Below are 22,087 nucleotides of genomic sequence, written 5' to 3'. Positions count from 1 at the left end.
CCCGTGACCGACCAGTACGACCGGCCGGACGGCCTGCTCGACCGCTTCACGGCCACCCGGGCCTCCGCCGCCGCGGCGGACGGCCTGGTGCACCTGACCGTCGACGGCACCGGCGACCTCCTCGACCTCGACCTCGACCCGCGCGCCCTGCGCCTACCGGCGGCGGACCTGGCGGCGGCGATCCGGGAGGCCTTCGCCGCGGCCCGCGCCGACGTGCAGGCGGCCCTCCAGGAGCAGCTCACCGCGGCGCCGGTGACCCTCCCGGACGGGCTCGGCCCGCTGCTGCGTGACGTCGGCTCGACCGCGCAGCGGCGGCTCGACGACCTGACCGCCGCCGCACAGCAGATCGCCGACCGGCTCGGCCGACCGAACTGACGGGAGACGCCTGATGAAGCCGATGCACACCGAACCGGAGGTGCTGGCGGGCGCGGCCCAGGCCATCGCCGGGGCCGCGGTCGAGCTGGAGGACGGCCTCGCCGCCCTGAGCGCCACGGTCACCTCCGGGAACCCGTGGGGTGCCGACGAGCCGGGCACCGTCTTCGGCGCCGCCTACACCGAGGTGCTGTCACACGCGCTGGAGACGTACGGCTCGCACGTGCAGCAGCTGCTCGGTGCGGCCGAGGGGCTGGCCGACTGGGCCGCACAGGTGGTGGAGGCGGACCAGCGGTCGGGAGAGCTGTTCCAGTCGCTGCACGGCCGTCTCGGCGGCTGAGCCGTGGGCCTGGAGTTGCCGGCCGAGCTGACCGAACCGCTCGGCTGGGTCGGCCTGGAGTGGCCGGAGGCCGACGAGGAGCTGCTCTTCGCCGCCGGGCAGCAGTGGCTGGCCTTCGGGGCGCGGTTGCAGGGCGCCGCCGACCGCGCGAACGACGCCGCCGACGCGGTGTGCCAGCACAACGCCGGGACGACCACCGACGCGTTCGGACGGTGGTGGGACGCCGACGACGGTCCCCGGCGACGGCTGCTGGAGGACGCGATCGCCGCCCAGCTCATCGGCAGCGTCCTCATCGTCTTCGCGGCCATGACACTGGCCCTGAAGATCGCGTTCTTCGTCCAGCTCGTCATCCTGCTGGTCCAGGTGACGATGGCGATCGCCGCCGCGGTGGCCACCTTCGGCGCGTCCACCGCCACCGTGCCCGCGTTCATCGCCGCCACCCGCCTCGCCTGCCGGCAACTGGTGAAGCAGGTCGTCCAACAGGTGCGAACCCTGCTGAAGCAGATCCTCGACCAGGCGAAGAAGCTGCTGAAGCTGGTGCGGACGGCCGGGGCGAAGCGGGCCGCCCGCAAGGTGGAGAAGCGCATCGCCGACGACCTCGCCCGGGTGAACCCGAAGTTCGACACCAGCACCCCGCACTACTCGGCCAACTGCACGCACTGCGTGCAGGCGTACGAGCTGCGCCGGCGGGGCGTCGACGTCGAGGCGACCGCCCTTCCCGACCGGTTCCACCTCTTCCGCGGACGCCCTCTCGCGGACGTGGAGAACGCCTGGGGCCGGACGTTCACCCCGGGCGCCAAGGCGGACATCGAGAAGGCGTTCGAGGCCTTCGGGCCGGGATCCCGTGGCGTGGTCTACGCCAAGTGGCAGGGCAACGGCGCCCACGTGTTCAACGTGGAGAACGTCGGCGGCACCGTGCGGTTCGTCGACGGTCAGAACGCCGGTGTGGACGTGGCCAGCTACTTCGACATCGCCAAGGACACGTCCTTCGTCCGCCTGGACGACGTCCCGACGCCGTCCCACCTCAGTGAGTTCGTCCGGACCCGCCGATAGGATCAGCCGCCATGACCGTCACCTACGAAGAGGCTCGCGAAATCGTCCGTCAGGCCACCGAGCCGGACTGGCCGTTCGGCACGTACTGCCTCGACGACCGGCAGATCACCGAGAACGACGAGCGGTACGTCTTCGAGGTCGGCTCCCGGGAGTACCTGCTCGACGGGAACCAGTCCTACGCGATGGCCGGCTCCGTGCCGACCGTCACCAAGAGCGACGGCACTCTGGAGTGGCTGCCGTCGGTCACCGTGGCGATGGACCGGTCCGTGCGGACGCGGCCCAACCCGGCCCCCACGCTGCGGGTCTGAGCGACCGGTCAGCGGTCGACCTGGGTGAAGTCCCAGGAGTGCGGTGGGCGGGCGAGCAGCATGGCGGGCGGGTCCGGCAGCGGTCGCGGGTTGCTGCGCCACTTGGAGATGACCACCACCCGGTGGTCGGTGGAGGAGAACACCTCGCTGGACACGTGCAGCGGGTCGTGGTCGAAGTCCGGCAGGGCGGTCTCGCAGACCCAGGTGACGAGGTCCGCCACCCCGTACGACTCCGCCCGCGCCTCCCACATCCGTACGATCACGTCGGCCGTCCCCTCCCTCACACGCTGACCGTGGTCAGCGGCATCGCCGAGTCGGCGGGCAGGTCCAGCCGGCTGGCCGCGACGCCCGAGGCGACGAGGTGCGAGCCGAGCGCGGCGACCATGGCGCCGTTGTCCGTGCAGAGATTCGGGCGGGGCACGCGGACGTGGATTCCCTGCTTCGCCGCCCGGTGCTCGGCCATCGCCCGCAGCCGGGAGTTCGCGGCGACTCCCCCGCCGATGACGAGGGTCTCGACACCGTTGGTCCGGCAGGCGTCCAACGCCTTGCCGACCAGCACGTCGCAGACCGCCTCCTGGAAGGACGCGGCGACGTCGGCGACCGGCACCGGCTCGCCGGCCCGCTGCCGCGCCTCGACCCAGCGGGCCACCGCCGTCTTCAGCCCGGAGAAGGAGAAGTCGAAGCGGTGGGCGGCCAGGTCCTTGGGCGCGGTGAGCCCGCGCGGGAAGGCGATGGCGGCCGGGTCGCCGGCGCGGGCCTCCCGGTCGACGTACGGGCCGCCGGGGAACGGCAGGCCGAGCAGTCGGGCGATCTTGTCGAACGCCTCGCCGGCCGCGTCGTCGATGGTGGCGCCGAGCGGGGTCACGCCCCGGGCCAGGTCGTCCACGAGGAGCAGCGAGGAGTGCCCGCCGGAGACCAGCAACGCGACGGCCGGCTCGGGCAGCGGACCGTGTTCGAGGGTGTCCACGGCGACGTGCGCGGCCAGGTGGTTGACGCCGTAGACGGGCTTCTCGGCGGCCAGCGCGTACCCCTTGGCGGCGGCCACGCCGACGAGCAGGGCGCCGGCCAGCCCGGGCCCGGCGGTGACCGCGATCGCGTCGACGTCGGCGAGGGTCACGCCCGCCTCGCGCAGGGCGCGGTCCATCGTCGGCACGATGGCTTCCAGGTGGGCGCGGCTGGCCACCTCCGGCACCACACCGCCGAAGCGGGCGTGCTGGTCGACGCTGGAGGCGAGTGCGTCGGCGAGCAGGGTGTGCCCGCGGACGATGCCGACCCCGGTCTCGTCGCAGGACGTCTCGATCCCGAGGACCAGGGGTTCGTCAGCCATTGCTCACTGCCTCTTGTCGCTGCATGACCAGCGCGTCGGTGTTGCTGGGTTGGTAGTAGCCGCGTCGGACGCCGATGATCTCGAATCCGTACGACGCGTAGAGCTTCTGGGCCGGGCCGTTGTCCGCCGCGACCTCCAGCAGGGTGCTGCGGGCACCGAGGCGTGCGGCCTCGGCGAGCAGCGCCTCCAGCAGCAGGCGGCCGATGCCGCGCCGCTGGGCGTCGCGCCGGACCGCGATGTTCTGCACCCACGCCTCGTCGGGCGGGGCGGCGGTGAGGCCCGCGTACCCGAGCACGGTGCCGTCGTCGTCGACGGCGACGAGGTAGTGGTGACCGTTGGCCAGCTCGTTCCAGAACATGGCCGCAGACCACTGCTCCGCACCGAACAGGTCCGCCTCGACGGGCAGCACCTCGTCGATGTGCCACCAGCGGAACCGTTCCAGCCGTACCCCGCTCACGGCAGGACCGGCTTGCGCGCCGTCGCCGCCACGGCGTCGGGCCGACGCAGGTAGAGCGGCGTGAGCGTCTCGCCGGGGGCACCGGCCCGGATGCGCTCCGCCGCCAGGGCCGCCAGCACGCCCGCGTCCGGGTACCGCGGCTCGGCCCGCACCGGCAGGCCCAGCGTGTCGGCGTACCGGTGGGCGCCGTCGCCGACGGCCACCGTGACCGCCAGGTCGCGGGCGCGCTCCGCGGCGACCGCCGGGGCCGACACCTCCGGCCCGGCGATCCGCTGCCCGGCACCGTCGTAGACCGCCCAGTAGATTTCCCGGCGGCGCGCGTCGCTCGCGGCCAGGACCGGTTCGCCGGCGGCCGCCGGGTGGCCGATCCCGTCCAGCGAGCAGACACCGTACGTGGGGATGCCGAGCACCTGCCCCATCGTGGCGGCGGTGACCAGTCCCACCCGCAGGCCCGTGAACGGTCCCGGGCCGAGCCCGGCGACGATCGCGCCCAGATCGGCGGCCCGCGCGTCGATGTCGGCGAGGACCGCGTCCACCTGCGGGGCGAGCAGTTCGCCGTGCGCCCGCGCGTCGACCGTGCACCGGTGCGCCCGGAGCACGACGCCATCCGCCGAGACCTCCGCGAGGGCGGCGGTCACCGCGGGGGTCGAGCTGTCCACCACCAGTACGAGCACGGTGAACCAGCCTAGCCGCCCCCTTCCCCGGCCGACCGGCGACCGGAGGCGTGATGGTTCCGCGAGCCTTATACCGGACCGTCATATTAATGACTGCCAGGTATGAAGCGCGCACGCCATCATGCTCGGATGTCTCAGGATCATCGCCTCGCGACCGCAATCGGATCGCTTCTGCGGCGCGAACGGGGCTTACGGCTCCTGACCCAGCAGGCACTTGCCGATCTGGCGGGCGTCAGCCAGGCCGCGGTGGCCCGTATCGAGCGTGGCGACCGGATCCCGAGCTTCCGGTTGATCGAGCAGATCCTGGAAGCGATGGACCTGCAGCTCACCGTCGGCGTGGAGCCACTGGACGCGCAGGTCGACGCGCGGCTGGACGAGCTGGCGACGCAGTCGCCGGCCGAGCGGCTCGACGGTATCGGCCTGGATCGGATGATCGACCGGCTCGGCGACCTGCCGTTCGTGCTCACCGGGGCGACCGCCGCGCTGCTCCAGGGCGCGCCGATCCCGGTGGACATGCCGGAGATCGCCCTGCGCTGGGCCGATGCCCCCCGGTTCACCGCGTGGCTGAACGCCGCTCTGGCCCAGCGGTGGAACGCCCGCTGGGAGGAGTACGGCGGCGTCCACGTCGAGCCCGAGGAGCCGGGCGAGCACCGGTGGCGGACCAAGCACGGCGAGCTGCGGGCGCACATGTGCGACGAGCTACCGGAGTCGATCGAGGTGCGGCACGGTGAGCGGAGCTACCGGGTGGTGCCGCTGGTGCAGGTGGAGGCGACCGACCCGAACGCCGCCGATCTGCTCCGCCGCCACCGGCAGCGGCGGTCAGCCGGCTGAGCGTTCCCAGTCGATCGTCGGCAGGCCGGCGTCGGCGAGCGCCTTGTTGGCGGCGCTGAACGGGCGGCTGCCCAGGAAGCCCCGGGGATTCATCGGGCTGGGGTGGCCGGCCTCCAGCACCACGTGACGCGGGTTGGTGACCAGGGCCGCCTTCTTGCGCGCGTACCCACCCCAGAGCAGGAAGACGACCCGCGACTCCATCGCGTCCAGGGCACGGATGGTGGCGTCGGTGAACTCCTCCCAACCGGAGTTCGCGTGCGAGCCCGGGGTGGCCTCGCGGACGGTCAGCACCGCGTTCAGCAGGAGCACCCCCTGTGCGGCCCAGCCACTGAGGTTGCCACTGGACGGCTTCGGCACGCCGACGTCCTCGCCCAGCTCCTTGAAGACGTTGCGCAGCGACGGCGGCACGCCGATCCCTTCACGGACGCTGAAGCTGAGCCCGTGCGCCTGCCCGGCCCGGTGGTACGGGTCCTGGCCGAGGATGAGCACCCGGCAGTCCTCCGGGGCGCACAGCCGGTAGGCCGAGAACAGGTCCTCCACCGGCGGGAAGACCGTGCGGGTGGCGTACTCCCGGGCGACGAACTCCGCGAGCGCCGCCGTGCGGGCCGGATCGAGGTGCGGATCGAGCACCGCCCGCCACTCCTCCGGCAGCAGCGCCAGCAGGTCCAGGGTGGGTGCGTCGTCGAGCATCGGCGGCCTTCCGGCGGTGGGATCAGGTCCCGGGCACTCTAAGCCGCCGGTACGACAGCGCTCACCCGAGGGCCGCGAGACGGTCGGCCCAGTCCCCGCCCACCGGCTCCAGCTCGACCACCCGCGTGTCGTCGTCGCGCCGGTCGATGCGGACCCGCAGGTGCGCGTCGACCAACTGCTCGACCAGCCCCTCGCCCCACTCGACGACGGTCACCGACTCGTCCACGGAGGCGTCGAGGTCGAGGTCGTCGATCTCGGCGCGCGGGTCGGCGGCGTCGCCCAGGCGGTACGCGTCGGCGTGCACCAGCGCCACCGTGCCGCCCCGCGCCGGGTCCGGGCGGTGCACCCGGGCGATGACGAACGTGGGCGAGGTGATGTCGCCGAGCACGCCGAGCCCCGCGCCGACGCCCTGGGTCAGGGCCGTCTTGCCGGCCCCGAGCGGACCGGTCAGCAACAGCAGGTCGCCCGCGCGCAGCACGCCGGCGAGCCGACGGCCGAAGTCCCGGGTGTCCTCGACCGTGGGCAGCTTCACCACGAGACTCACGACGCCGCCCCGCCGCACGTGTCCAGGAAGCGGGTCAGCGCGGCGTTGACCTCGTCGGCGTGCTCCAGCATCACGACGTGCCCACTGTCGTGGATCTTGACGAACTCGGCGTGCGGCAGCCGCCGGACGATCTCCTCGGAGTGGACCACCGGCGTGAGCATGTCCTTGTCGCCGACGATCACCACCACCGGCGTGTCGGCGAGCGCCGCCAGCGCCGGGAACCGGGAGTGCGTGGCCAGCGTGCGCAGGTAACGCGTCACCGTGTCCGCGGAGGTCCGCGAGTTCATCTTCTCGACGTACGACACCAGGGCCGGGCTGGGCCGGGTCGTGCCGAACCCGTACTTGCGGGTGAGCAGCCAGGCGACGTTGGAGGTGGACTTCCGGGCCCGGTCGATCACCGGCCCGCCGTAGCGGGTGACGTTGCCGACCATGTGCAGCACCGGCGCCCCGACCCGGCCGAGCAGCGCCGGCGCGACCAGCTTGGTCTCCGCCAGGAGGCCGCCCGACGTGGCCATCAGCACCGTACCCACGACACGGTCGCCGAACATCTCCGGGAACAGCTCGGCGAACGCCATGATCGTCATGCCGCCCATCGAGTGCCCGACCAGCACCAGCGGCCCCTCCGGGGCGGTCCGGTCGATCACCCTGCGCAGCGTGCGGCCGAGAGCGGCCAGGTCGTACTCGCCGGTCTCCAGCCGCCCCGACCGGCCGTGCCCCGGCTGGTCGTACGCGACGACGCGGTGCTCGCCCCGCTCGGCGAGCAGCTTGCGCTGGAAGTGGAAGGTGCCCATGTCCAGGCAGAATCCGTGCACCAGCACCACGGTCGGGTTGCCGGCCCTCGGTCGGGTCGGCTCCACGACCTCGACGTGGATGTCGGTGCCGTCCGGCATCTCCAGCTTGAACGCCTCGTCGTACCGCTGCTGGTCGAAGGGCTCGTCGGCGTACGGGTCGGCGGGGTCGGTCTTGAACCGGCGGACCAGGGCGCGCTCGGTGGCCACGCCCGCCGCGAGACCCGCGGCGGCGACCCCGGCGGCGGCCAACGCGCCGACGGCGGCCCGGGCGTGCCCCGACCGGGGCAGCGGGATGCGGCGGCGGCTCGCGCTCACCGGCGCTCGCCGTCGTAGACCCGGGGCACGCGCGTGCTGCCGAACCGGGTGACGATCTCGTAGTTGATGGTGCCGACGGCCTCCGCCCAGTCGTCGGCGGTGGGCTCCCCGTCGGCCCCGCTGCCGAAGAGGGTGGCGACGTCCCCGGCGGCGACCGGGTCGTCACCGCAGTCGAGCACGAACTGGTCCATGCAGACCCGGCCGGAGACGGTCCGGCGGGCACCGCCGAGCTGCACCGGGCCGCTGTTCGACGCGTGGCGCGGCACACCGTCGGCGTAGCCGAGCGGGATCACCGCGAGGTTCGCCTCCCGCTCGGTGGTGTAGGTGTGGCCGTAGGAGACCCCGGAGCCGGCCGGGACGCGCTTGGCGAGCATCACCCGGGCCCGGGCGGTCATCGCCGGACGCAGGCCGTAGGTCTCCCCGGCGATCGGGGACAGCCCGTAGACCGCCAGCCCCGGCCGGACCAGGTCGAAGTGGGTGTCCGGCCGGGTGAGCGTGGCGGCGGAGTTGGCCAGGTGCCGGTAGCGCGGGCGCAGTTCCGCCTTCTCCACCATGCCCAGCCCCTCGTGGAACACCGCCAGCTGCCGGTCGGTGGTCGGGTGGCCGGGCGAGTCGGCGTACACGAAGTGGCTCCACACGCCGACGACCTCGACCAGCCCGTCGGCCTGGGCCTTGGCGGCGGCGTCGAGCAGGGTCGGCCAGTCGGCGACGGTCGCGCCACCCCGGGCCAGCCCAGTGTCGATCTTGAGGTGGAGTCGGGCCGGGCGTCCCGCGATCCGGCTCGCCTCGACCATCTCGTCGAGCTGCGGCAGGCTCGCCGCCCCCAGGTCGACCCCGGCGGTGATCCCCTCGTGCAGGGCCAGCCCGGGAGTGAGCAGCCAGGCCAGCACCGGCACGGTGATCCCCGCCCGGCGCAGCGTCAGGGCCTCGTCCAGCGTGCAGACACCGAGCCAGTCGGCGCCGGCGTCGAGCGCCGCGCGGGCGGCCGGGACCATGCCGTGGCCGTACCCGTCGGCCTTCACCACCGCCATCAGCTCGGCGGCGGTGCCGGAGCGGAGCCGGCTCACGTTCTCACGGATTGCGTCAAGGTCGACGCGTACCTCGGCCTGCCACATGGGCACAGCCTACTTCCGGGCCGATCACCACAGGCCGCCAGCCGCTCCGACGACCGGTCTCCCGCCTCCGTCAGTCGTCGGCGAGCAGGTCGCCGGTGGTCGCGTCGACCTCGACCTCACCCACCCGGGCGCCGGACAGGTCGATCTTCCAGATCGGCCGGCCATCCTCGGAGTCCAGCTCCGCCCGGACGACCTGCCCACCGAACCGGTCGGTGACGATCTCCGCCGCCTGCACGGCGTTGACCCGTCGGGGGCCGAACGCGGCGTCCAGCTCCGGGTCGATGCGCAGCTCGAAGGCCGGCCCGCCGGGCGGCGTGGCCACCCGGTCCCGCCCGTCCTTGGCCGAGGCCAGGGCGGTACCGACGATCAACGGCACCACGACACCGACGGCGGCGACGGACCAGGTGAGGGCTCTGCGCATGGTTCCTCCTCGGGGAACGCGTGCGGCCGGCCGCGTCCTCGACGCCCGCACGGCGAGGGGTACGGCCGGGCGACGCCCCCGGTTCAACCCGGGCGTCGCCTCACGGCAGGTGGGCCAGCACCGGGCGCAGCGCCACCGCCACGTCGGACGCGGTCACCGGACCGCCCCGGGCCGCCTCCCGGCCCGCCAGCCCGTGCAGGTACGCGGCCGCGACGGCCGCCCGATCGGCCGGCACGCCGGCCGCCAGCAGCGAGCCGAGCAGCCCGGCCAGCACGTCGCCGGTGCCCCCGGTGGCCAGCGCCGGGGTGCCGGTCGGGTTGACGTACGCCCGGCCGTCCGGCGTGCCGACCACCGTGCGATCCCCCTTGAGCAGCACCACCGCGTTCATCCAGGCGGCCAGCCGCAGCGCGGCGGCCACCCGGTCGGCGCCCGGCATCTCCCCGCACAGCCGGGTGAACTCCCGGTCGTGCGGGGTGACCACGATCGGGGCGTCCCGCCCGCGGAGCCGGTCGGCGAGGGAACCGTCGACCAGCAGGGTCAGCGCGTCCGCGTCGAGCACCACCGGCACCGGCGCGGCGAGCACCGCCCGCAGCTCCCCCGCCGCGTCCTCCCCGGTGCCGAGGCCGGACCCGCAGACCCAGGCCTGCACCCGGCCGGCGTCGGCGACCCGCTCGGTGGCGATCACCGACGGGTGGTGGTGCACCACGTCCGCCCGGGCCGACCCCGCGTAGCGGACCATGCCGGTGGGGCCGGCCAGCGCGCCGCCGACCGAGAGGATCGCCGCCCCGGGGTACGTCGCCGACCCCGTCGCGACGCCCACCACACCCCGCGTGTACTTCTCCGACGCCGGACCCAGCCGGGGCCACCAGTCGACCACGTCGGACCACTCGATCACCCGCAGCGCCGGGCTGCCCCGCAACCAGGGCCGCAACCCGATGTCGACCAGCTCGACCTCGCCGGCGAGGGCGGCGGCCGGTCCGACCACCAGTGCCGGCTTCAACGCCCCGAACGCCACCGTCACGTCGGCGCGTACGGCGACCGGGCGGCCGGACGCGTCCAGCGGCACGTCACCGGTGTCCACGGCGACGCCACTCGGCACGTCGACCGCCACCACGGTCGCCCGGCCTCCGTCGCGGCCCCGCAGGTCACCGAGGCCGGTCGCCAGCCGGTCGGCGGCCTCGCGCAGGCCACCGGTGCCGCCGATACCGACGATGCCGTCCACGACCAGGTCGACCACGGCCGGCGGCCCGGTGACGACGCGCCCCCCGGCGGCACGCAGCGCGGCCAGCCCCTCGGTGTGCGCCCGCTCGGGGGTCAGCAGCAGAGCCGACACGGCCGCGCCGCGCCCGGCCAGACGCGCGCCGGCGAACAGGGCGTCACCGCCGTTGTCGCCGGAGCCGACCAGCAGGAGCACCCGGGCCGCGTACACGCCACCCCGCTCGGCCAGGAGCAGCGCGCACCGGCGGGCCAGGCCGGCGGCCGCGCGCTGCATCAGCGTCCCGGGCGGGAGGGCGGCCATCAGGCCGGCCTCCGCCGCGCGTATGTCCGCCACCCGCCACACCGGTCTCATGCCACCCCGTCCCGTCCGTGTCCCGGCGTGCCCGGCGGCACGCCGCCGATCTCAGCGTTCCGCGACCACCATGGCCGAGGCGATCCCGCCGTCGTGCGACAGCGAGAGGTGCCACCGGTTGACGCCCCGCTCGGTGGCCGCCGCCGCGACGGTGCCCGAGACGGTCAGCCAGGGCCGGCCGTCCGGGTCCGGCACGATCTCGCAGTCGTGCCAGCTCAGGCCGGCCGGCGCACCCAGCGCCTTGGCCACCGCCTCCTTGGCGGCGAACCGCGCGGCCAGTGATTCGGGCGAGCGCGGGTTGCCCGAGCGGGTGTACCGCTCGGCGTCGGTGAAGAGCCGGTCGGCGAGCAGCGGCGTGCGCGCCAGAGCCCGGGCGAACCGGTCGACGAGCACGACGTCGATGCCGACAGAGACGATCACGGGCCTCACCCTACCGGCGCGCGGGGCCGCACATTAGCCGCCGGCTCCGCCCGGGGCAATGCCTGTGGACGACCGGGGCGTACGGCGGGAAGCGGTTGTCCACAGGGCACCCGCGAGGGGACCGGGGCCGCCTAGCGTCGCCGTCGTCGCTGTCGTCGTGCCACGGGGGGCCGGAGATGACCGAGGAGACGTTGACCGTCCGACCGGAGGTGCTGCGCCGGGGCGCGGGCGCGCTCGGCGAGGACGCGTACCGGCTGGCGCACGGGCTGACCGGTGTACCCGGGCTGGTGGTGCCCGCGTCGGAATGGTCGGCGGCCGGCGCCCTGGCCGGACTGGAGGCGGCCGTGCACGGCTGGTTCGGCGGTGTCGCGGCCCGGGTGGCGACGACCGGTGAGGCGGTCCGGGCGGCCGTGGAGGCGTACGAGGCGGTGGACGACCGGGCGGCACGCCGGTTCACCGCGCTGCCGCGGTGACCGCGCCGACGGCGGCGCCCCCGGTTCCGACGGCGGGCGTCGGCTACCGGCAGCTCTGGGCGGCCGATCCGGGTGCCTGGCGGACCTGCGGGGCCGCCTGGCGCGGGGCGGTGGATCTGGTCCGGCGGCGGGCCGACGAGCTGGCCACCGACGCCGCCGCCCTGCGACGGGGCTGGATCGGTCCGGCGTCCGGAGCCGCCGACACGCGGCTCACCGGCGTGCGGAGGGAGTTGGCCATGGTGGTCCCCGCGCTGGTCGAGATCGACCAGGTGCTCGACGGGTTCGCCACCCGCCTCGGGGCGGCGAAGGCCCGGTTGGCGGCGGCGGTCACCCTCGCCGACCGCAACGGTGTGCTGGTGGACCGGCACGGTCGGGCGAGCGCCGATCCGGCCCGCCCGGCGACGGAACGGGCGGGACCGGCGGTGGCCGGCGTCGGCGCGGCTGTCCGCGCCGCCCTGGACCTGGCCACTGCGGCCGACCGGGAGGCGACTGGACGGCTGGCCGGGCTCGCGGCGGCGGCCCGATCGACGTGGGTGTCACCGCCACCGGCGGGCCGGCCGGGACCGGGCGCGGGTCCCGCTCTCGTACGAGCCTGGTGGGCGGGGCTCACCCCCGCGCAGCGCCGGTGGCTGGTGGCGTACGAGCCGGAGGTGGTCGGGGGCCTCGACGGGGTGCCGGTGGCGGCCCGGGACCAGGCGAACCGGCTGCTGCTCGCGACACACCGGGAGGACCTGCTCGGCGAACGGGCGCGACTGGGTCGGCGGATCCCGCCCGGGCCGGTCGAGCTGGCCGGGCTGCGCCGGGTCGACCGGTCGCTCGCCGGGCTGGACGCGCTGGCCGAGCGGCTGGCGATGCCCGGGGGCCCCCGGGCGTACCTGCTGGGGCTGGGGACCGGCGGCGAGGGGCGGGCGGTGGTGGCGCTGGGCGACCCGGACCGGTCCGACCGGGTCCTCACGTACGTGCCGGGGATGACCGCCGGGCTCGACGACGTACCCGGCGAGCTGGACCGGGCGGGGAGGGTGCTGGCCCGCTGCGGCGCGCTCGCGCCCGGCGAGGAGAGCGCGGCGGTGCTCTGGCTCGACTACGACGCCCCGGACTTCCTGCACGAGGCGGCGGGGTCGAGGCAGGCCACCGATGCCGGGCCGGCCCTGCACCGGTTTCAGGAGGGCCTGCGGGCCACCCACGACGGGCCGCCGGCCCGGCAGACCGTGCTCGGCCACAGCTACGGGTCGCTGGTGGTCGGCGCGACGGCCCGCGACCACGGGCTGGCGGCCGACGCGCTGGTCTTCGTCGGCTCGCCCGGTGTCGGCGTGGGGCACGCGGCGGAGCTGGGCGTCCCACCCGGGCAGGTGTGGGCGAGCACCGCACCGGACGACGTGATCCGGCTGGTGCGCTCCCCGGACGACCTGCTCCGGCACCCGCTGCTGGCCACCTCGCCGCTCGGCGTGGCGGTCTCCCTGGTCGGCGGGGCGCGGGACGAGCTGTGGTTCGGCCGCGACCCGGCCGAACCCGGTTTCGGTGGGCGCACGTTCGCCAGCGGGCGGCACGGCCACACCGGCTACTGGGAGGCGGACAACCCCGCCCTGGACGGGATGGCCCGGGTGGTGCTGGGACGGTGACGAGGCTGCGGGGTGGTGGGTCCGCCGGACGCGACGGACCCCGGGTCACCGTGGTGGCGCCCCGGGGCCGGCGTCGGCGTGGGTGCGGTTACTCGACGGTGACGGACTTGGCCAGGTTGCGCGGCTGGTCGACGTCGTGGCCCCGGGCGGCGGCGATCTCGGCCGCGAGGACCTGGAGCGGCACGGTGGTCACCAGCGGGGCGAGCAGCGTCGGCGTACGCGGCACGTAGATCAGGTGGTCGGCGTAGCGGACGACCGCCTCGTCGCCCTCCTCGGCGATCACGATGGTCCGCGCGCCCCGGGCCCGTACCTCCTGGATGTTGGAGACGACCTTGTCGTGCAGCATGCCCCGACCCACCGGGGACGGCACGATGCAGATCACCGGGGTGCCCTCGTCGATCAGCGAGATCGGGCCGTGCTTCAGCTCGCCGGCGGCGAAGCCCTCGGCGTGCATGTACGCCAGCTCCTTGAGCTTGAGCGCGCCCTCCAGCGCCACCGGGTAGCCGACGTGCCGGCCGATGAACAGCACGGTGGGTTCGGACTTCAGGTCGCGGGCCAGCTCGCGGACCGGCTCGATGCGGTCTAGCAGCTCGCGCAGCTTGGCCGGCATCTCCTGGAGCTGCGCGACCACCGCGCCGACCTCGTCGGCGAACTTGATGCCGCGCACCTGGGCCAGGTGCAGGCCGATCAGGTAGCAGGCGACCACCTGGGTGAGGAACGCCTTGGTGGACGCGACGGCGATCTCCGGCCCGCCGTGGGTGTAGAGGACGGCGTCGGACTCGCGCGGGATGGTCGAGCCGTTGGTGTTGCAGATGGCCAGTACGCGGGCCTTCTGCTCCTTGGCGTGGCGCAGCGCCATCAGGGTGTCCATCGTCTCGCCCGACTGCGAGATCACCACGATCAGGGTGGACCGGTCGAGGACCGGGTCGCGGTAGCGGAACTCGCTGGCCAGCTCCACCTCGCAGGGGATCCGGGTCCAGTGCTCGATGGCGTACTTGGCGACCAGGCCGGCGTGGTAGGAGGTGCCGCACGCCACGATGAAGATCTTGTCGACGTCCCGCAGGTCCTGGTCGCTCAGGCGGACCTCGTCGAGCATGATCTCGCCGGTCTCGGTGAGCCGGCCGAGCAGCGTGTCGGCGATGGCCTGCGGCTGCTCCTCGATCTCCTTGAGCATGAACCAGTCGTAGCCGCCCTTCTCCGCGGCGGAGGAGTCCCAGTCGATGTGGAAGTCCTTGCCGCTGGCGGGCTGGCCGTCGAAGTCGGTGATCTCGATGGTGTCGCCGGTGATCAGGACGATCTGGTCCTGACCCAGCTCCACGGCGTCGCGGGTGTGCTCGATGAACGCGGCCACGTCGCTGGCGAGGTAGTTCTCCCCGTCGCCCCGGCCGACCACCAGCGGCGAGTTGCGCCGCGCGCCGACCACGGCGCCGGGGATACCGGCGTCCACGGCGAGCAGGGTGAAGGCGCCCTCCAGCCGCTGGCAGACCACCCGCATCGCGGAGGCGAGCAGCTGCGGGCTGTCGACCTCGCCGGCGGCGCGCAGGTCGGCCAGCGCGGCGGAGAGCAGGTGCGCGGCGCACTCGGTGTCGGTGTCGCTGGTGAACTGGACGCCGTCGGCCTCCAGCTCGGCGCGCAGCTTGGCGAAGTTCTCGATGATGCCGTTGTGGATGACGGCGACGCGGCCGTCGGGCGCCAGGTGCGGGTGGGCGTTGCGGTCGGTCGGCCCGCCGTGGGTGGCCCAACGGGTGTGCCCGATGCCGGTGGTGCCGTCGCCGATGCCGATCGGGCTGGCGGCGCAGGAGGCCGGGTCCTCGGCGGCCCGCTCCGAGAGCACCTTCTCCAGGTTGGCCAGCTTGCCGGCCTTCTTCTCGGTCAGCAGCACGTCGTCGCAGACGATGGCGACGCCGGCCGAGTCGTAGCCGCGGTACTCCAGCCGCCGCAGTCCGTCGAGCACGATGCCGAGCGCCGGGCGCGCGCCGGCGTAACCCACGATTCCACACATGGGTGGCAGCCTAACCCAGTTTCGCTCACCATGTCTGCGCGGAAGTCGGCAAAACGATCAGTAACTTTGAGCGAAGAGAACGATTCGCTACTCGCGGTGACGAAAGGCGCGGGTTGATCGGTCGGCACGGTTCCGTAGGCTGGCGGCGTGACGACCACCGATGTCGACCCGCTGGTCGAGCGGATGCGCCCGTTCGGAACGACGATCTTCGCCGAGATGTCCGCTCTCGCCGTCCGCACCGGCGCGGTGAACCTCGGCCAGGGCTTCCCCGACACCGACGGCCCACCGGAGATGCTGGCCGCCGCCGAGGCGGCGCTGCGCGGCGGGCAGAACCAGTACCCGCCCGGTCCGGGCGTCCCGGTGCTGCGCGCGGCGGTGGCCGCGCACCAGCGCCGGTTCTGGGGGCTGGAGTACGACCCGGACGGCGAGATCGTGGTGACCGCCGGCGCCACCGAGGCGGTCGCCGCCGCGATCCTCGGCCTGTGCGAGCCGGGCGACGAGGTGATCTGCTTCGAGCCCTACTACGACTCGTACGCCGCCTCGATCACCCTGGCCGGCGCGGTCCGGCGGCCGGTCACCCTGCGCCCCACCGCCGACGGCCGGTACGCGTTCGACGCGGACGCGCTGCGCGCCGCGTTCGGCCCGCGTACCCGGCTGGTCCTGCTCAACTCGCCGCACAACCCGACCGGCAAGGTCTTCACCCCCGCCGAACTCGCGCTGGTCGCCGAGCTGTGCCAGGAGCACGACGCGTACGCGGTCACCGACGAGGTGTACGAGCATCTGGTCTTCACCGACGCCGCGAGCGGCCACGTGCCCCTGGCGACGCTGCCCGGAATGCGGGAGCGGACCCTGCGGATCTCCTCGGCCGGCAAGACGTTCTCCTGCACCGGCTGGAAGGTGGGCTGGGCGAGCGGACCGGCGGCCCTGGTCTCCGCGGTGCTACGGGTGAAGCAGTTCCTCACCTTCGTCAACGCGGCACCGCTGCAACCGGCGGTCGCGGTGGCGCTGACCCTGCCGGACGCCTACTTCACCGGGTTCCGGGACGATCTCCAGGCCCGCCGGGACCTGCTCGTGGGCGGGCTCGCCGACGCCGGTTTCCAGGTGCTGGCGCCGGAGGGGACGTACTTCGTCACCGCCGACGTGACCGCCCTCGGCGGCCGGGACGGGGTGGAGTTCTGCCGGTCTCTGCCGGAGCGGTGCGGGGTGGTGGCGGTGCCGACGCAGGTCTTCTACGACGACCCGGAGGCGGGCCGCCGGCTGGTCCGGTTCGCGTTCTGCAAGCGCCCCGAGGTGCTGACCGAGGCGGTCACCCGGCTGCGTGGGCTGGCGGGTGCGCGGTGACCGACTCCGACGCGTACGCCCTGCGGACCCGCCGCCTGACGGCGCTGCGCGCCTGCGACACCGTGCTGTCCGGTGTCCGGCCGGCCTCGGTCGCGGAGCAGGTCGACGCGATGCGGGCGGCCGCGACCGATCCGCTGCCCGACGTCTACGGCGAGGGTGGCGCGGTGGAGGCGTTGGAGCGCCGCGTCGCCGATCTCCTCGGCACGGAGGCGGCGGTCCTCCTCCCCACCGGCACGATGGCCCAGCAGATCGCCATGCGGTACGGGGCGGAGCTGACCGGCCGCCCGGCGGTCGGGCTGCACCCCCTCAGCCACCCGCTGGTGCACGAGCGGGACGCGTACGCGGTGCTCGGCGGCCTGCGGGCGGTGCACACCACCTCGGCACTCCGTAACCCGGTCGCCGCCGACGTCGCCGACCTGCCCGAGCCGGTCGGGACCCTGCTGCTGGAGTTGCCGCTGCGCGACGCCGGTTTCGTCCTGCCGACCTGGGACGAGCTGGTCGACGTCGTCGGGGCGGCCCGGGCCACCGGCGCCCGGGTGCACCTGGACGGTGCCCGCCTCTGGGAGTCGACGGTGCACCTGGGCCGGTCGCTTCCCGAGGTGGCCGCGCTGGCCGACAGCGTCTACGTCTCCTTCTACAAGTCCCTGGGCGGCATCTCCGGCGCGGCGCTGGCCGGTGACGCGGCGCTGGCGCGGTACGCGCGGGTCTGGCGGCACCGGTACGGGGGCATGCTGTTCCAGCAGTGGCCGGCGGCGCTCACCGCGCTGCACGGGCTGGATCACGAGCTGCCCCGCCTGGCGGGCTACGTGGCGCACGCCCGGACGGTCGCGGAGGTGCTCGCCGGCCTGCCGGGGGCGCGGGTGTTCCCGTCCCCGCCGCACACCCACCAGTTCCGGCTCTGGCTGCCGTACCCCGCGGACACCCTCAACGACGCCAACCTCGCGCTCGCCGAGGAGGAGAGGGTGTGGTTCGCCGGGGGCTGGCGGGACGGCGAGGTACCCGGGCTGGCGATGGCCGAGGTGACGGTGGCCGGGCCGGCGCTGGCGCTGGACGCCGACGCGATCATCGAGCTGGCCGACCGCTTCCTGCACCGGGTGACCAAGGGCTGACGACGCCGCCGGTCATGCGGACAACTTCGGGGAAGGTGCTGCCTCCGGTGCGGGAGAGGGGACATCTTCCCCGAAGTTGTCGGCTCGTGGCGGTGACGTCATGGAACACGGACCAACGCCGGAGGCGGCACGACCCGGCCCAGGACGGCGACGCGGGCGAGGTCGACCCCTTGGGCCGGCCTCGCCCGACGGCGATGTCGTCCGGTATCAGGCGACCGGGCTGGCGGTGCGGACGTGCTCCGCGATGCGCTCGGCCACCTCGCGGGCGGTGTGCTCGGTGGCGGCCTCGACCATGACCCGCACCAGCGGCTCGGTGCCCGACGGGCGCAGCAGCACCCGCCCGGTCTCGCCCAACTCGGCCTCGGCGCGCTCGACCTCGGCCCGGACGGCGGGCGCCGCCGCACCGACGGTACGGTCACCGACCGGCACGTTGATCAGCACCTGCGGCAGGCGGGTGATGGCGCCGGCCAGCTCGGCCAGGGACTTCCCGGTGGCCGCCATCCGGGACATCAGGTGCAGGCCGGTGAGGACACCGTCGCCGGTCGTCGCGTACGCCGGCATGACGACGTGGCCGCTCTGCTCGCCGCCCAGGGCCAGGCCGGAGGCGCGCAGCTCCTCCAGGACGTACCGGTCGCCGACCTTGGTCTCGACGAGCCGGATGCCCTCCCGGGACATCGCCAGACGCAGGCCGAGGTTGCTCATGACGGTGGCCACCAGGGTGTCCCCGGTCAGCGTGCCGGCATCCCGCATGGCGAGGGCGAGGATGGCCATGATCTGGTCGCCGTCGACCTCGTCGCCGTCGGCGGTCACCGCGAGGCAGCGGTCCGCGTCACCGTCGTGGGCGATGCCCAGGTGGGCGCCGTGCTCGACCACGGCGGCACGCAGTGCCTCCAGGTGGTTGGAGCCGCACTCGTCGTTGATGTTGAGCCCGTCCGGCTCGGCGTAGATCGCGACGACCTCCGCGCCGGCCTCCCGGTACGCGACCGGGGCCACCTCGGCGGCCGCGCCGTTGGCGCAGTCCACGACGACCTTGATCCCGTCCAGGCGGTGCCCGACGGTGCTCACGAGGTGCTGTACGTAGTGGTCGGCGCCGTCGAGCAGGTCGTGCACCCGCCCGACACCGGCACCGATCGGCCGGTCCCAGGCGGTGGTCGCGTTCGCCGCGACGGCCGCCTCGATCTTCATCTCGATCTCGTCCGGCAGCTTGTGCCCGCCGGCCGCGAAGAGCTTGATCCCGTTGTCGGGCATGGGGTTGTGCGACGCGGACAGCATCACGCCCAGGTCCGCCTTGGCCTCGGCGGTGAGGAACGCCACGGCGGGAGTGGGTAGCACGCCGACCCGCACCACGTTCGCCCCGGCGCTGGTGAGACCGGCCACCACGGCGGCCTCCAGCATCTCGCCACTGGCGCGGGTGTCCCGGCCGACCACGGCCAGCGGGGGATGACTCCGGTCCGACTCGGCGAGCGTGTGGGCGGCGGCGACCGCCACCGCGAGCGCCAACTCGGGCGTGAGATCCGCGTTCGCGCGTCCGCGTACGCCGTCCGTGCCGAACAACCGGCCCATACCCGCCAACCTCCGATGAACTGCGCCGATGGAAGAAAAAACGGAACGGCCGGAGCACCTCCCGTCGTGGGGAGGTGCTCCGGCCGTCCGTCAGAAGTACAACGTGACGCTGAAGGTCAGCGCTTCGAGTACTGGGGAGCCTTACGGGCCTTCTTGAGGCCGTACTTCTTGCTCTCCTTGACCCGGGCGTCCCGGGTGAGGAAGCCGGCCTTCTTCAGGGCCGGGCGGTCGTCCGGCTCGCTGACGATCAGCGCCCGGGCGATGGCCAGGCGGAGCGCGCCGGCCTGACCGGTGGTGCCGCCGCCCCGCAGGTTGGCGATCACGTCGAACGCCTCGGGCTTCTCGGCGGTGACCAGCGGGTCCTTGATGAGCTGCTGGTGCACCTTGCTCGGGAAGTAGGCCTCGAGGTCACGGCCGTTGCAGGTGATCTTGCCGGTGCCCGGGACGATGCGAACCCGGACGATGGCCTCCTTGCGGCGGCCGACGGTCTGGATCGGCCGGTCACCACGGGGCGCGCGGGCGACGGGCGCCGGCGCCTCGGTGGCCTCGGGGGCGACCTCGGTGGCGGTGATGTCGGTCATGCTGCTTTCCTCGCCCGCGCTCACTGCGCGATCTGCTTGATCTCGAACGGCACCGGCTGCTGCGCGCCGTGCGGGTGCTCGGCACCGGCGTAGACCTTCAGCTTCTTGATGAGCTGACGGCCGAGCTTGTTGTGCGGGAGCATCCCCTTCACGGCCAGCTCGACGGCCCGATCGGGACGCTTGGCCAGCAGCTCGTCGTAACCGACCTGCTTCAGACCACCCGGGTAACCCGAGTGGCGGTAGGCGATCTTCTGCTGGCGCTTGTTGCCGGTCAGCGCGACCTTGCCCGCGTTCACGATGACGACGAAGTCGCCCGTGTCGACGTGCGGCGCGAAAGTCGGCTTGTGCTTGCCGCGCAGCAGCGTGGCGGCGTGGGTGGCCAGGCGGCCCAGCACGACATCAGAGGCGTCGATGACGTGCCACTGACGCTCGATCTCACCCGGCTTCGGGCTGTACGTACGCACAGGTCTACCTTGTCTCGTCGTCGGTCTGGGGTCGCGCGCCGAGGTGACCGGAAGTTCCAGGCCGGACCAGCGCGCACGAACGACCAAGCGTACCTCAGGCGGCACGCCTCTGGATGTCGTACAACAGCAGGCAACGATACCCGCAGCCCTGTCGACAGGTCAAAACGGGGTCCCGCCGCGCCGGACCGGCCCCGCGACGTCACCGGCATCACACCCCGGGCAGCGCGCGGCGGCCGGGCCGCAGGTAGACCAGCCAGGTCAGAGCGAAGCAGACGGCGTACGCGGCGATGAAGGTGACGTACGCCGCGTCGGCGCTCCCCCGGGTCAGGAACGACTGCCGGAAGGCGATGTTGACCAGCACACCGCCGGACGCGCCGACCGCTCCCGCGATGCCGATCAGCGCTCCGGTCATCCGGACCGACCAGCGCCGCGCCGCCTCCGCCTCCGTTCGGCCGGCGTCCACCGCGGCCATCGCCCGGGCCCGGAAGATCGCCGGGATCATCTTGTACGTCGAGCCGTTGCCGATGCCGGAGAAGACGAAGAGCGACAGGAACCCGACCAGGTAGAGGGCGAAGGAGCGTTCACGCGCGGCGTAGAGGACCAGGCCGGCGCCGGCGGCCATGGCCACGAAGTTCCAGAAGGTGACCCGGGCCCCGCCGAGCCGGTCGGCGAGGTGACCGCCGACCGGGCGGATCAGCGAGCCGACCAGCGGGCCGAGGAAGGTCAGCCAGGCCGCGTCGACCGGGGTCGGGAAGCGGTCGGCGAACTGGAGCTGGAGGACCTGCCCGAAGGCGAAGCCGAAGCCGATGAACGAGCCGAAGGTGCCGATGTACAGCAGCGCCATGATCCAGGTGTGCGGGTCCCGGGCGGCCTCACGGAGCGCGCCGGGCTCGTTGCGCGCACCGGGGATGTTGTCCAGCCACCGCGACGCGGCCAGCGCGGCCAGCACGATCAGCGGTATGTACACGGCCGGGACCAGGCGGGGGTACGCGGCACCGGCGGTGGCCAGCACCGCCAGCCCGACCAGCTGCACCGCCGGCACACCCAGGTTGCCGCCGCCGGCGTTGAGACCGAGTGCGCGCCCCTTCAGCCGCTGGGGGTAGAAGAGGTTGATGTTCGCCATGGAGGAGGCGAAGTTGCCGCCGCCGACACCGGTGAGGCAGGCGAGCACCATGAGGGTGGTGTAGGAGACACCCGGTTCCAGCAGCACGGTCATCGGGATGGTCGGCACGAGCAGCATCAGCGCACTGACGATCGTCCAGTTCCGCCCACCGAAGCGGGCCACCGCGAGGGTGTACGGCAGTCGCAGCACCGCGCCCAGCGCGGCCGGCACGGCGGTGAGCAGGAACTTCCCGGCCGGGTCGATACCGTACGCGGGGCCGAGGAAGAGCACGGTCACCGACCAGAGGCTCCACACCGAGAACCCGACGTGCTCGGCGAAGATCGAGACCCAGAGGTTGCGTCGCGCGATCGGCGCGCCGGTCGTACGCCAGAAGTCGGGGTCCTCGGGACGCCAGTCCTCGATGCGGTGCCGGCGGCCGGTCGCGGCCGGCGCCTGGACGACGGCGGGGGCGATTGTGCTCACGGCGGTTCCTCCTCGTCGGTGTGACCTGGAGGAACGCTAGGAATCCGGGATTACCCGGCAGTGCCCGTCGCGCGTCGGTCCGGAAACGGAGATCGCACGTGCGGCCGGAACGACCGGTGAGA

At 73.8% G+C, this 22,087-nt stretch carries 25 protein-coding genes; 9 read left to right on the top strand and 16 right to left on the bottom strand.

Translation table 11 applies throughout. The features are described from left to right. The first annotated feature begins 3 nt into the window (after positions 1-3). The 4 genes from ACTMSW_RS16335 to ACTMSW_RS16320 are packed head-to-tail and all read left to right on the top strand — an operon-like array spanning position 4 to position 2,073. A complete protein-coding gene (locus tag ACTMSW_RS16335) occupies positions 4-375 on the top strand; it encodes a YbaB/EbfC family nucleoid-associated protein (RefSeq protein WP_441181433.1) in 372 nt (123 codons plus the stop codon). 13 nt (positions 376-388) lie between these two features. Continuing rightward, a complete protein-coding gene (locus tag ACTMSW_RS16330) occupies positions 389-712 on the top strand; it encodes a hypothetical protein (protein ID WP_441181432.1) in 324 nt (107 codons plus the stop codon). A 3-nt stretch (positions 713-715) separates the two neighbouring features. Further along, on the top strand, positions 716-1,765 hold the full coding sequence (locus ACTMSW_RS16325; RefSeq protein ID WP_441181431.1) for a toxin glutamine deamidase domain-containing protein: 1,050 nt from the start codon (positions 716-718) through the stop codon (positions 1,763-1,765). A gap of 11 nt (positions 1,766-1,776) precedes the next feature. Further along, a complete protein-coding gene (locus ACTMSW_RS16320) occupies positions 1,777-2,073 on the top strand; it encodes a hypothetical protein (RefSeq protein ID WP_441181430.1) in 297 nt (98 codons plus the stop codon). Positions 2,074-2,081: 8 nt separating this feature from the next. On the opposite strand, the gene ACTMSW_RS16315 is transcribed toward ACTMSW_RS16320, so the two are convergent. Genes ACTMSW_RS16315 through tsaB form a run of 4 tightly spaced genes read right to left on the bottom strand, consistent with a single transcriptional unit; the run spans position 2,082 to position 4,531 of the window. Next, positions 2,082-2,336 (bottom strand): hypothetical protein, encoded by a 255-nt coding sequence (locus ACTMSW_RS16315; RefSeq protein WP_441181463.1) that lies wholly within the window; start codon positions 2,334-2,336, stop codon positions 2,082-2,084. Positions 2,337-2,353: 17 nt separating this feature from the next. Then, entirely contained in the window at positions 2,354-3,400 is a 1,047-nt protein-coding gene (gene tsaD / locus ACTMSW_RS16310; protein WP_441181429.1) for a tRNA (adenosine(37)-N6)-threonylcarbamoyltransferase complex transferase subunit TsaD, read from the bottom strand. After that, complete coding sequence (gene rimI, locus ACTMSW_RS16305; protein WP_441181428.1) at positions 3,393-3,857, bottom strand: ribosomal protein S18-alanine N-acetyltransferase; 465 nt, start codon at positions 3,855-3,857, stop codon at positions 3,393-3,395. Before rimI ends, tsaD begins: the two co-directional genes overlap by 8 nt. After that, positions 3,854-4,531, bottom strand: coding sequence for a tRNA (adenosine(37)-N6)-threonylcarbamoyltransferase complex dimerization subunit type 1 TsaB (gene tsaB / locus ACTMSW_RS16300; protein WP_441181427.1), 678 nt, complete (start codon positions 4,529-4,531; stop codon positions 3,854-3,856). Before tsaB ends, rimI begins: the two co-directional genes overlap by 4 nt. A gap of 129 nt (positions 4,532-4,660) precedes the next feature. On the opposite strand from tsaB, the gene ACTMSW_RS16295 reads away from it, so the two are divergent. Further along, complete coding sequence (locus ACTMSW_RS16295; protein WP_441181426.1) at positions 4,661-5,362, top strand: helix-turn-helix transcriptional regulator; 702 nt, start codon at positions 4,661-4,663, stop codon at positions 5,360-5,362. On the opposite strand, the gene ung is transcribed toward ACTMSW_RS16295, so the two are convergent. The 7 genes from ung to ACTMSW_RS16260 form a co-directional block, all read right to left on the bottom strand. Then, on the bottom strand, positions 5,351-6,052 hold the full coding sequence (ung, locus tag ACTMSW_RS16290; RefSeq protein ID WP_441181425.1) for a uracil-DNA glycosylase: 702 nt from the start codon (positions 6,050-6,052) through the stop codon (positions 5,351-5,353). The genes ACTMSW_RS16295 and ung overlap by 12 nt on opposite strands. Positions 6,053-6,113: 61 nt before the next feature. Beyond that, positions 6,114-6,596, bottom strand: a complete 483-nt coding sequence (gene tsaE / locus ACTMSW_RS16285) for a tRNA (adenosine(37)-N6)-threonylcarbamoyltransferase complex ATPase subunit type 1 TsaE (RefSeq protein WP_441181424.1) — start codon at positions 6,594-6,596, stop codon at positions 6,114-6,116. After that, the gene (locus ACTMSW_RS16280) at positions 6,593-7,702 is read right to left on the bottom strand and encodes an alpha/beta fold hydrolase (RefSeq protein WP_441181423.1); all 1,110 of its coding nucleotides are present in this window, start codon (positions 7,700-7,702) and stop codon (positions 6,593-6,595) included. Before ACTMSW_RS16280 ends, tsaE begins: the two co-directional genes overlap by 4 nt. After that, on the bottom strand, positions 7,699-8,817 hold the full coding sequence (alr, locus tag ACTMSW_RS16275; protein WP_441181422.1) for an alanine racemase: 1,119 nt from the start codon (positions 8,815-8,817) through the stop codon (positions 7,699-7,701). Before alr ends, ACTMSW_RS16280 begins: the two co-directional genes overlap by 4 nt. 70 nt (positions 8,818-8,887) lie before the next feature. Continuing rightward, positions 8,888-9,238: a PepSY domain-containing protein gene (locus ACTMSW_RS16270; protein ID WP_441181421.1), complete on the bottom strand. Its 351-nt coding sequence runs from the start codon at positions 9,236-9,238 to the stop codon at positions 8,888-8,890. A 100-nt stretch (positions 9,239-9,338) separates the two neighbouring features. Beyond that, positions 9,339-10,808, bottom strand: a complete 1,470-nt coding sequence (locus tag ACTMSW_RS16265; RefSeq protein ID WP_441181420.1) for an NAD(P)H-hydrate dehydratase — start codon at positions 10,806-10,808, stop codon at positions 9,339-9,341. Positions 10,809-10,859: 51 nt separating this feature from the next. After that, positions 10,860-11,228, bottom strand: coding sequence for a holo-ACP synthase (locus ACTMSW_RS16260; RefSeq protein WP_441181419.1), 369 nt, complete (start codon positions 11,226-11,228; stop codon positions 10,860-10,862). A 176-nt stretch (positions 11,229-11,404) separates the two neighbouring features. On the opposite strand from ACTMSW_RS16260, the gene ACTMSW_RS16255 reads away from it, so the two are divergent. After that, positions 11,405-11,701, top strand: coding sequence for a hypothetical protein (locus tag ACTMSW_RS16255; protein ID WP_441181418.1), 297 nt, complete (start codon positions 11,405-11,407; stop codon positions 11,699-11,701). Beyond that, the gene (locus tag ACTMSW_RS16250; protein ID WP_441181417.1) at positions 11,698-13,320 is read left to right on the top strand and encodes an alpha/beta hydrolase; all 1,623 of its coding nucleotides are present in this window, start codon (positions 11,698-11,700) and stop codon (positions 13,318-13,320) included. Before ACTMSW_RS16255 ends, ACTMSW_RS16250 begins: the two co-directional genes overlap by 4 nt. Positions 13,321-13,408: 88 nt before the next feature. Here ACTMSW_RS16250 and glmS read toward each other — a convergent pair whose 3' ends face one another. Continuing rightward, complete coding sequence (gene glmS, locus ACTMSW_RS16245) at positions 13,409-15,322, bottom strand: glutamine--fructose-6-phosphate transaminase (isomerizing) (protein ID WP_441181416.1); 1,914 nt, start codon at positions 15,320-15,322, stop codon at positions 13,409-13,411. Positions 15,323-15,469: 147 nt separating this feature from the next. Between glmS and ACTMSW_RS16240 the strand changes: the two genes are divergently transcribed. Then, positions 15,470-16,663: a pyridoxal phosphate-dependent aminotransferase gene (locus ACTMSW_RS16240; protein ID WP_441181415.1), complete on the top strand. Its 1,194-nt coding sequence runs from the start codon at positions 15,470-15,472 to the stop codon at positions 16,661-16,663. Continuing rightward, entirely contained in the window at positions 16,660-17,772 is a 1,113-nt protein-coding gene (locus ACTMSW_RS16235; protein ID WP_441181414.1) for a threonine aldolase family protein, read from the top strand. Before ACTMSW_RS16240 ends, ACTMSW_RS16235 begins: the two co-directional genes overlap by 4 nt. A 207-nt stretch (positions 17,773-17,979) precedes the next feature. Here the strand turns inward: ACTMSW_RS16235 and glmM are convergent, their stop codons facing one another. The 4 genes from glmM to ACTMSW_RS16215 form a co-directional block, all read right to left on the bottom strand. Next, entirely contained in the window at positions 17,980-19,335 is a 1,356-nt protein-coding gene (glmM, locus tag ACTMSW_RS16230; RefSeq protein WP_441181413.1) for a phosphoglucosamine mutase, read from the bottom strand. 116 nt (positions 19,336-19,451) lie between these two features. Next, complete coding sequence (rpsI, locus tag ACTMSW_RS16225; protein WP_018784602.1) at positions 19,452-19,916, bottom strand: 30S ribosomal protein S9; 465 nt, start codon at positions 19,914-19,916, stop codon at positions 19,452-19,454. A 20-nt stretch (positions 19,917-19,936) separates the two neighbouring features. After that, a complete protein-coding gene (gene rplM, locus ACTMSW_RS16220; protein WP_441181412.1) occupies positions 19,937-20,380 on the bottom strand; it encodes a 50S ribosomal protein L13 in 444 nt (147 codons plus the stop codon). 208 nt (positions 20,381-20,588) lie between these two features. Then, on the bottom strand, positions 20,589-21,956 hold the full coding sequence (locus ACTMSW_RS16215; protein ID WP_441181462.1) for an MFS transporter: 1,368 nt from the start codon (positions 21,954-21,956) through the stop codon (positions 20,589-20,591). Positions 21,957-22,087: the final 131 nt, after the last annotated feature.

The organism is Micromonospora sp. BQ11 (assembly GCF_052068135.1).
Lineage (GTDB): Bacteria > Actinomycetota > Actinomycetes > Mycobacteriales > Micromonosporaceae > Micromonospora.
This window is presented reverse-complemented; position numbering and strand designations above follow the sequence as displayed.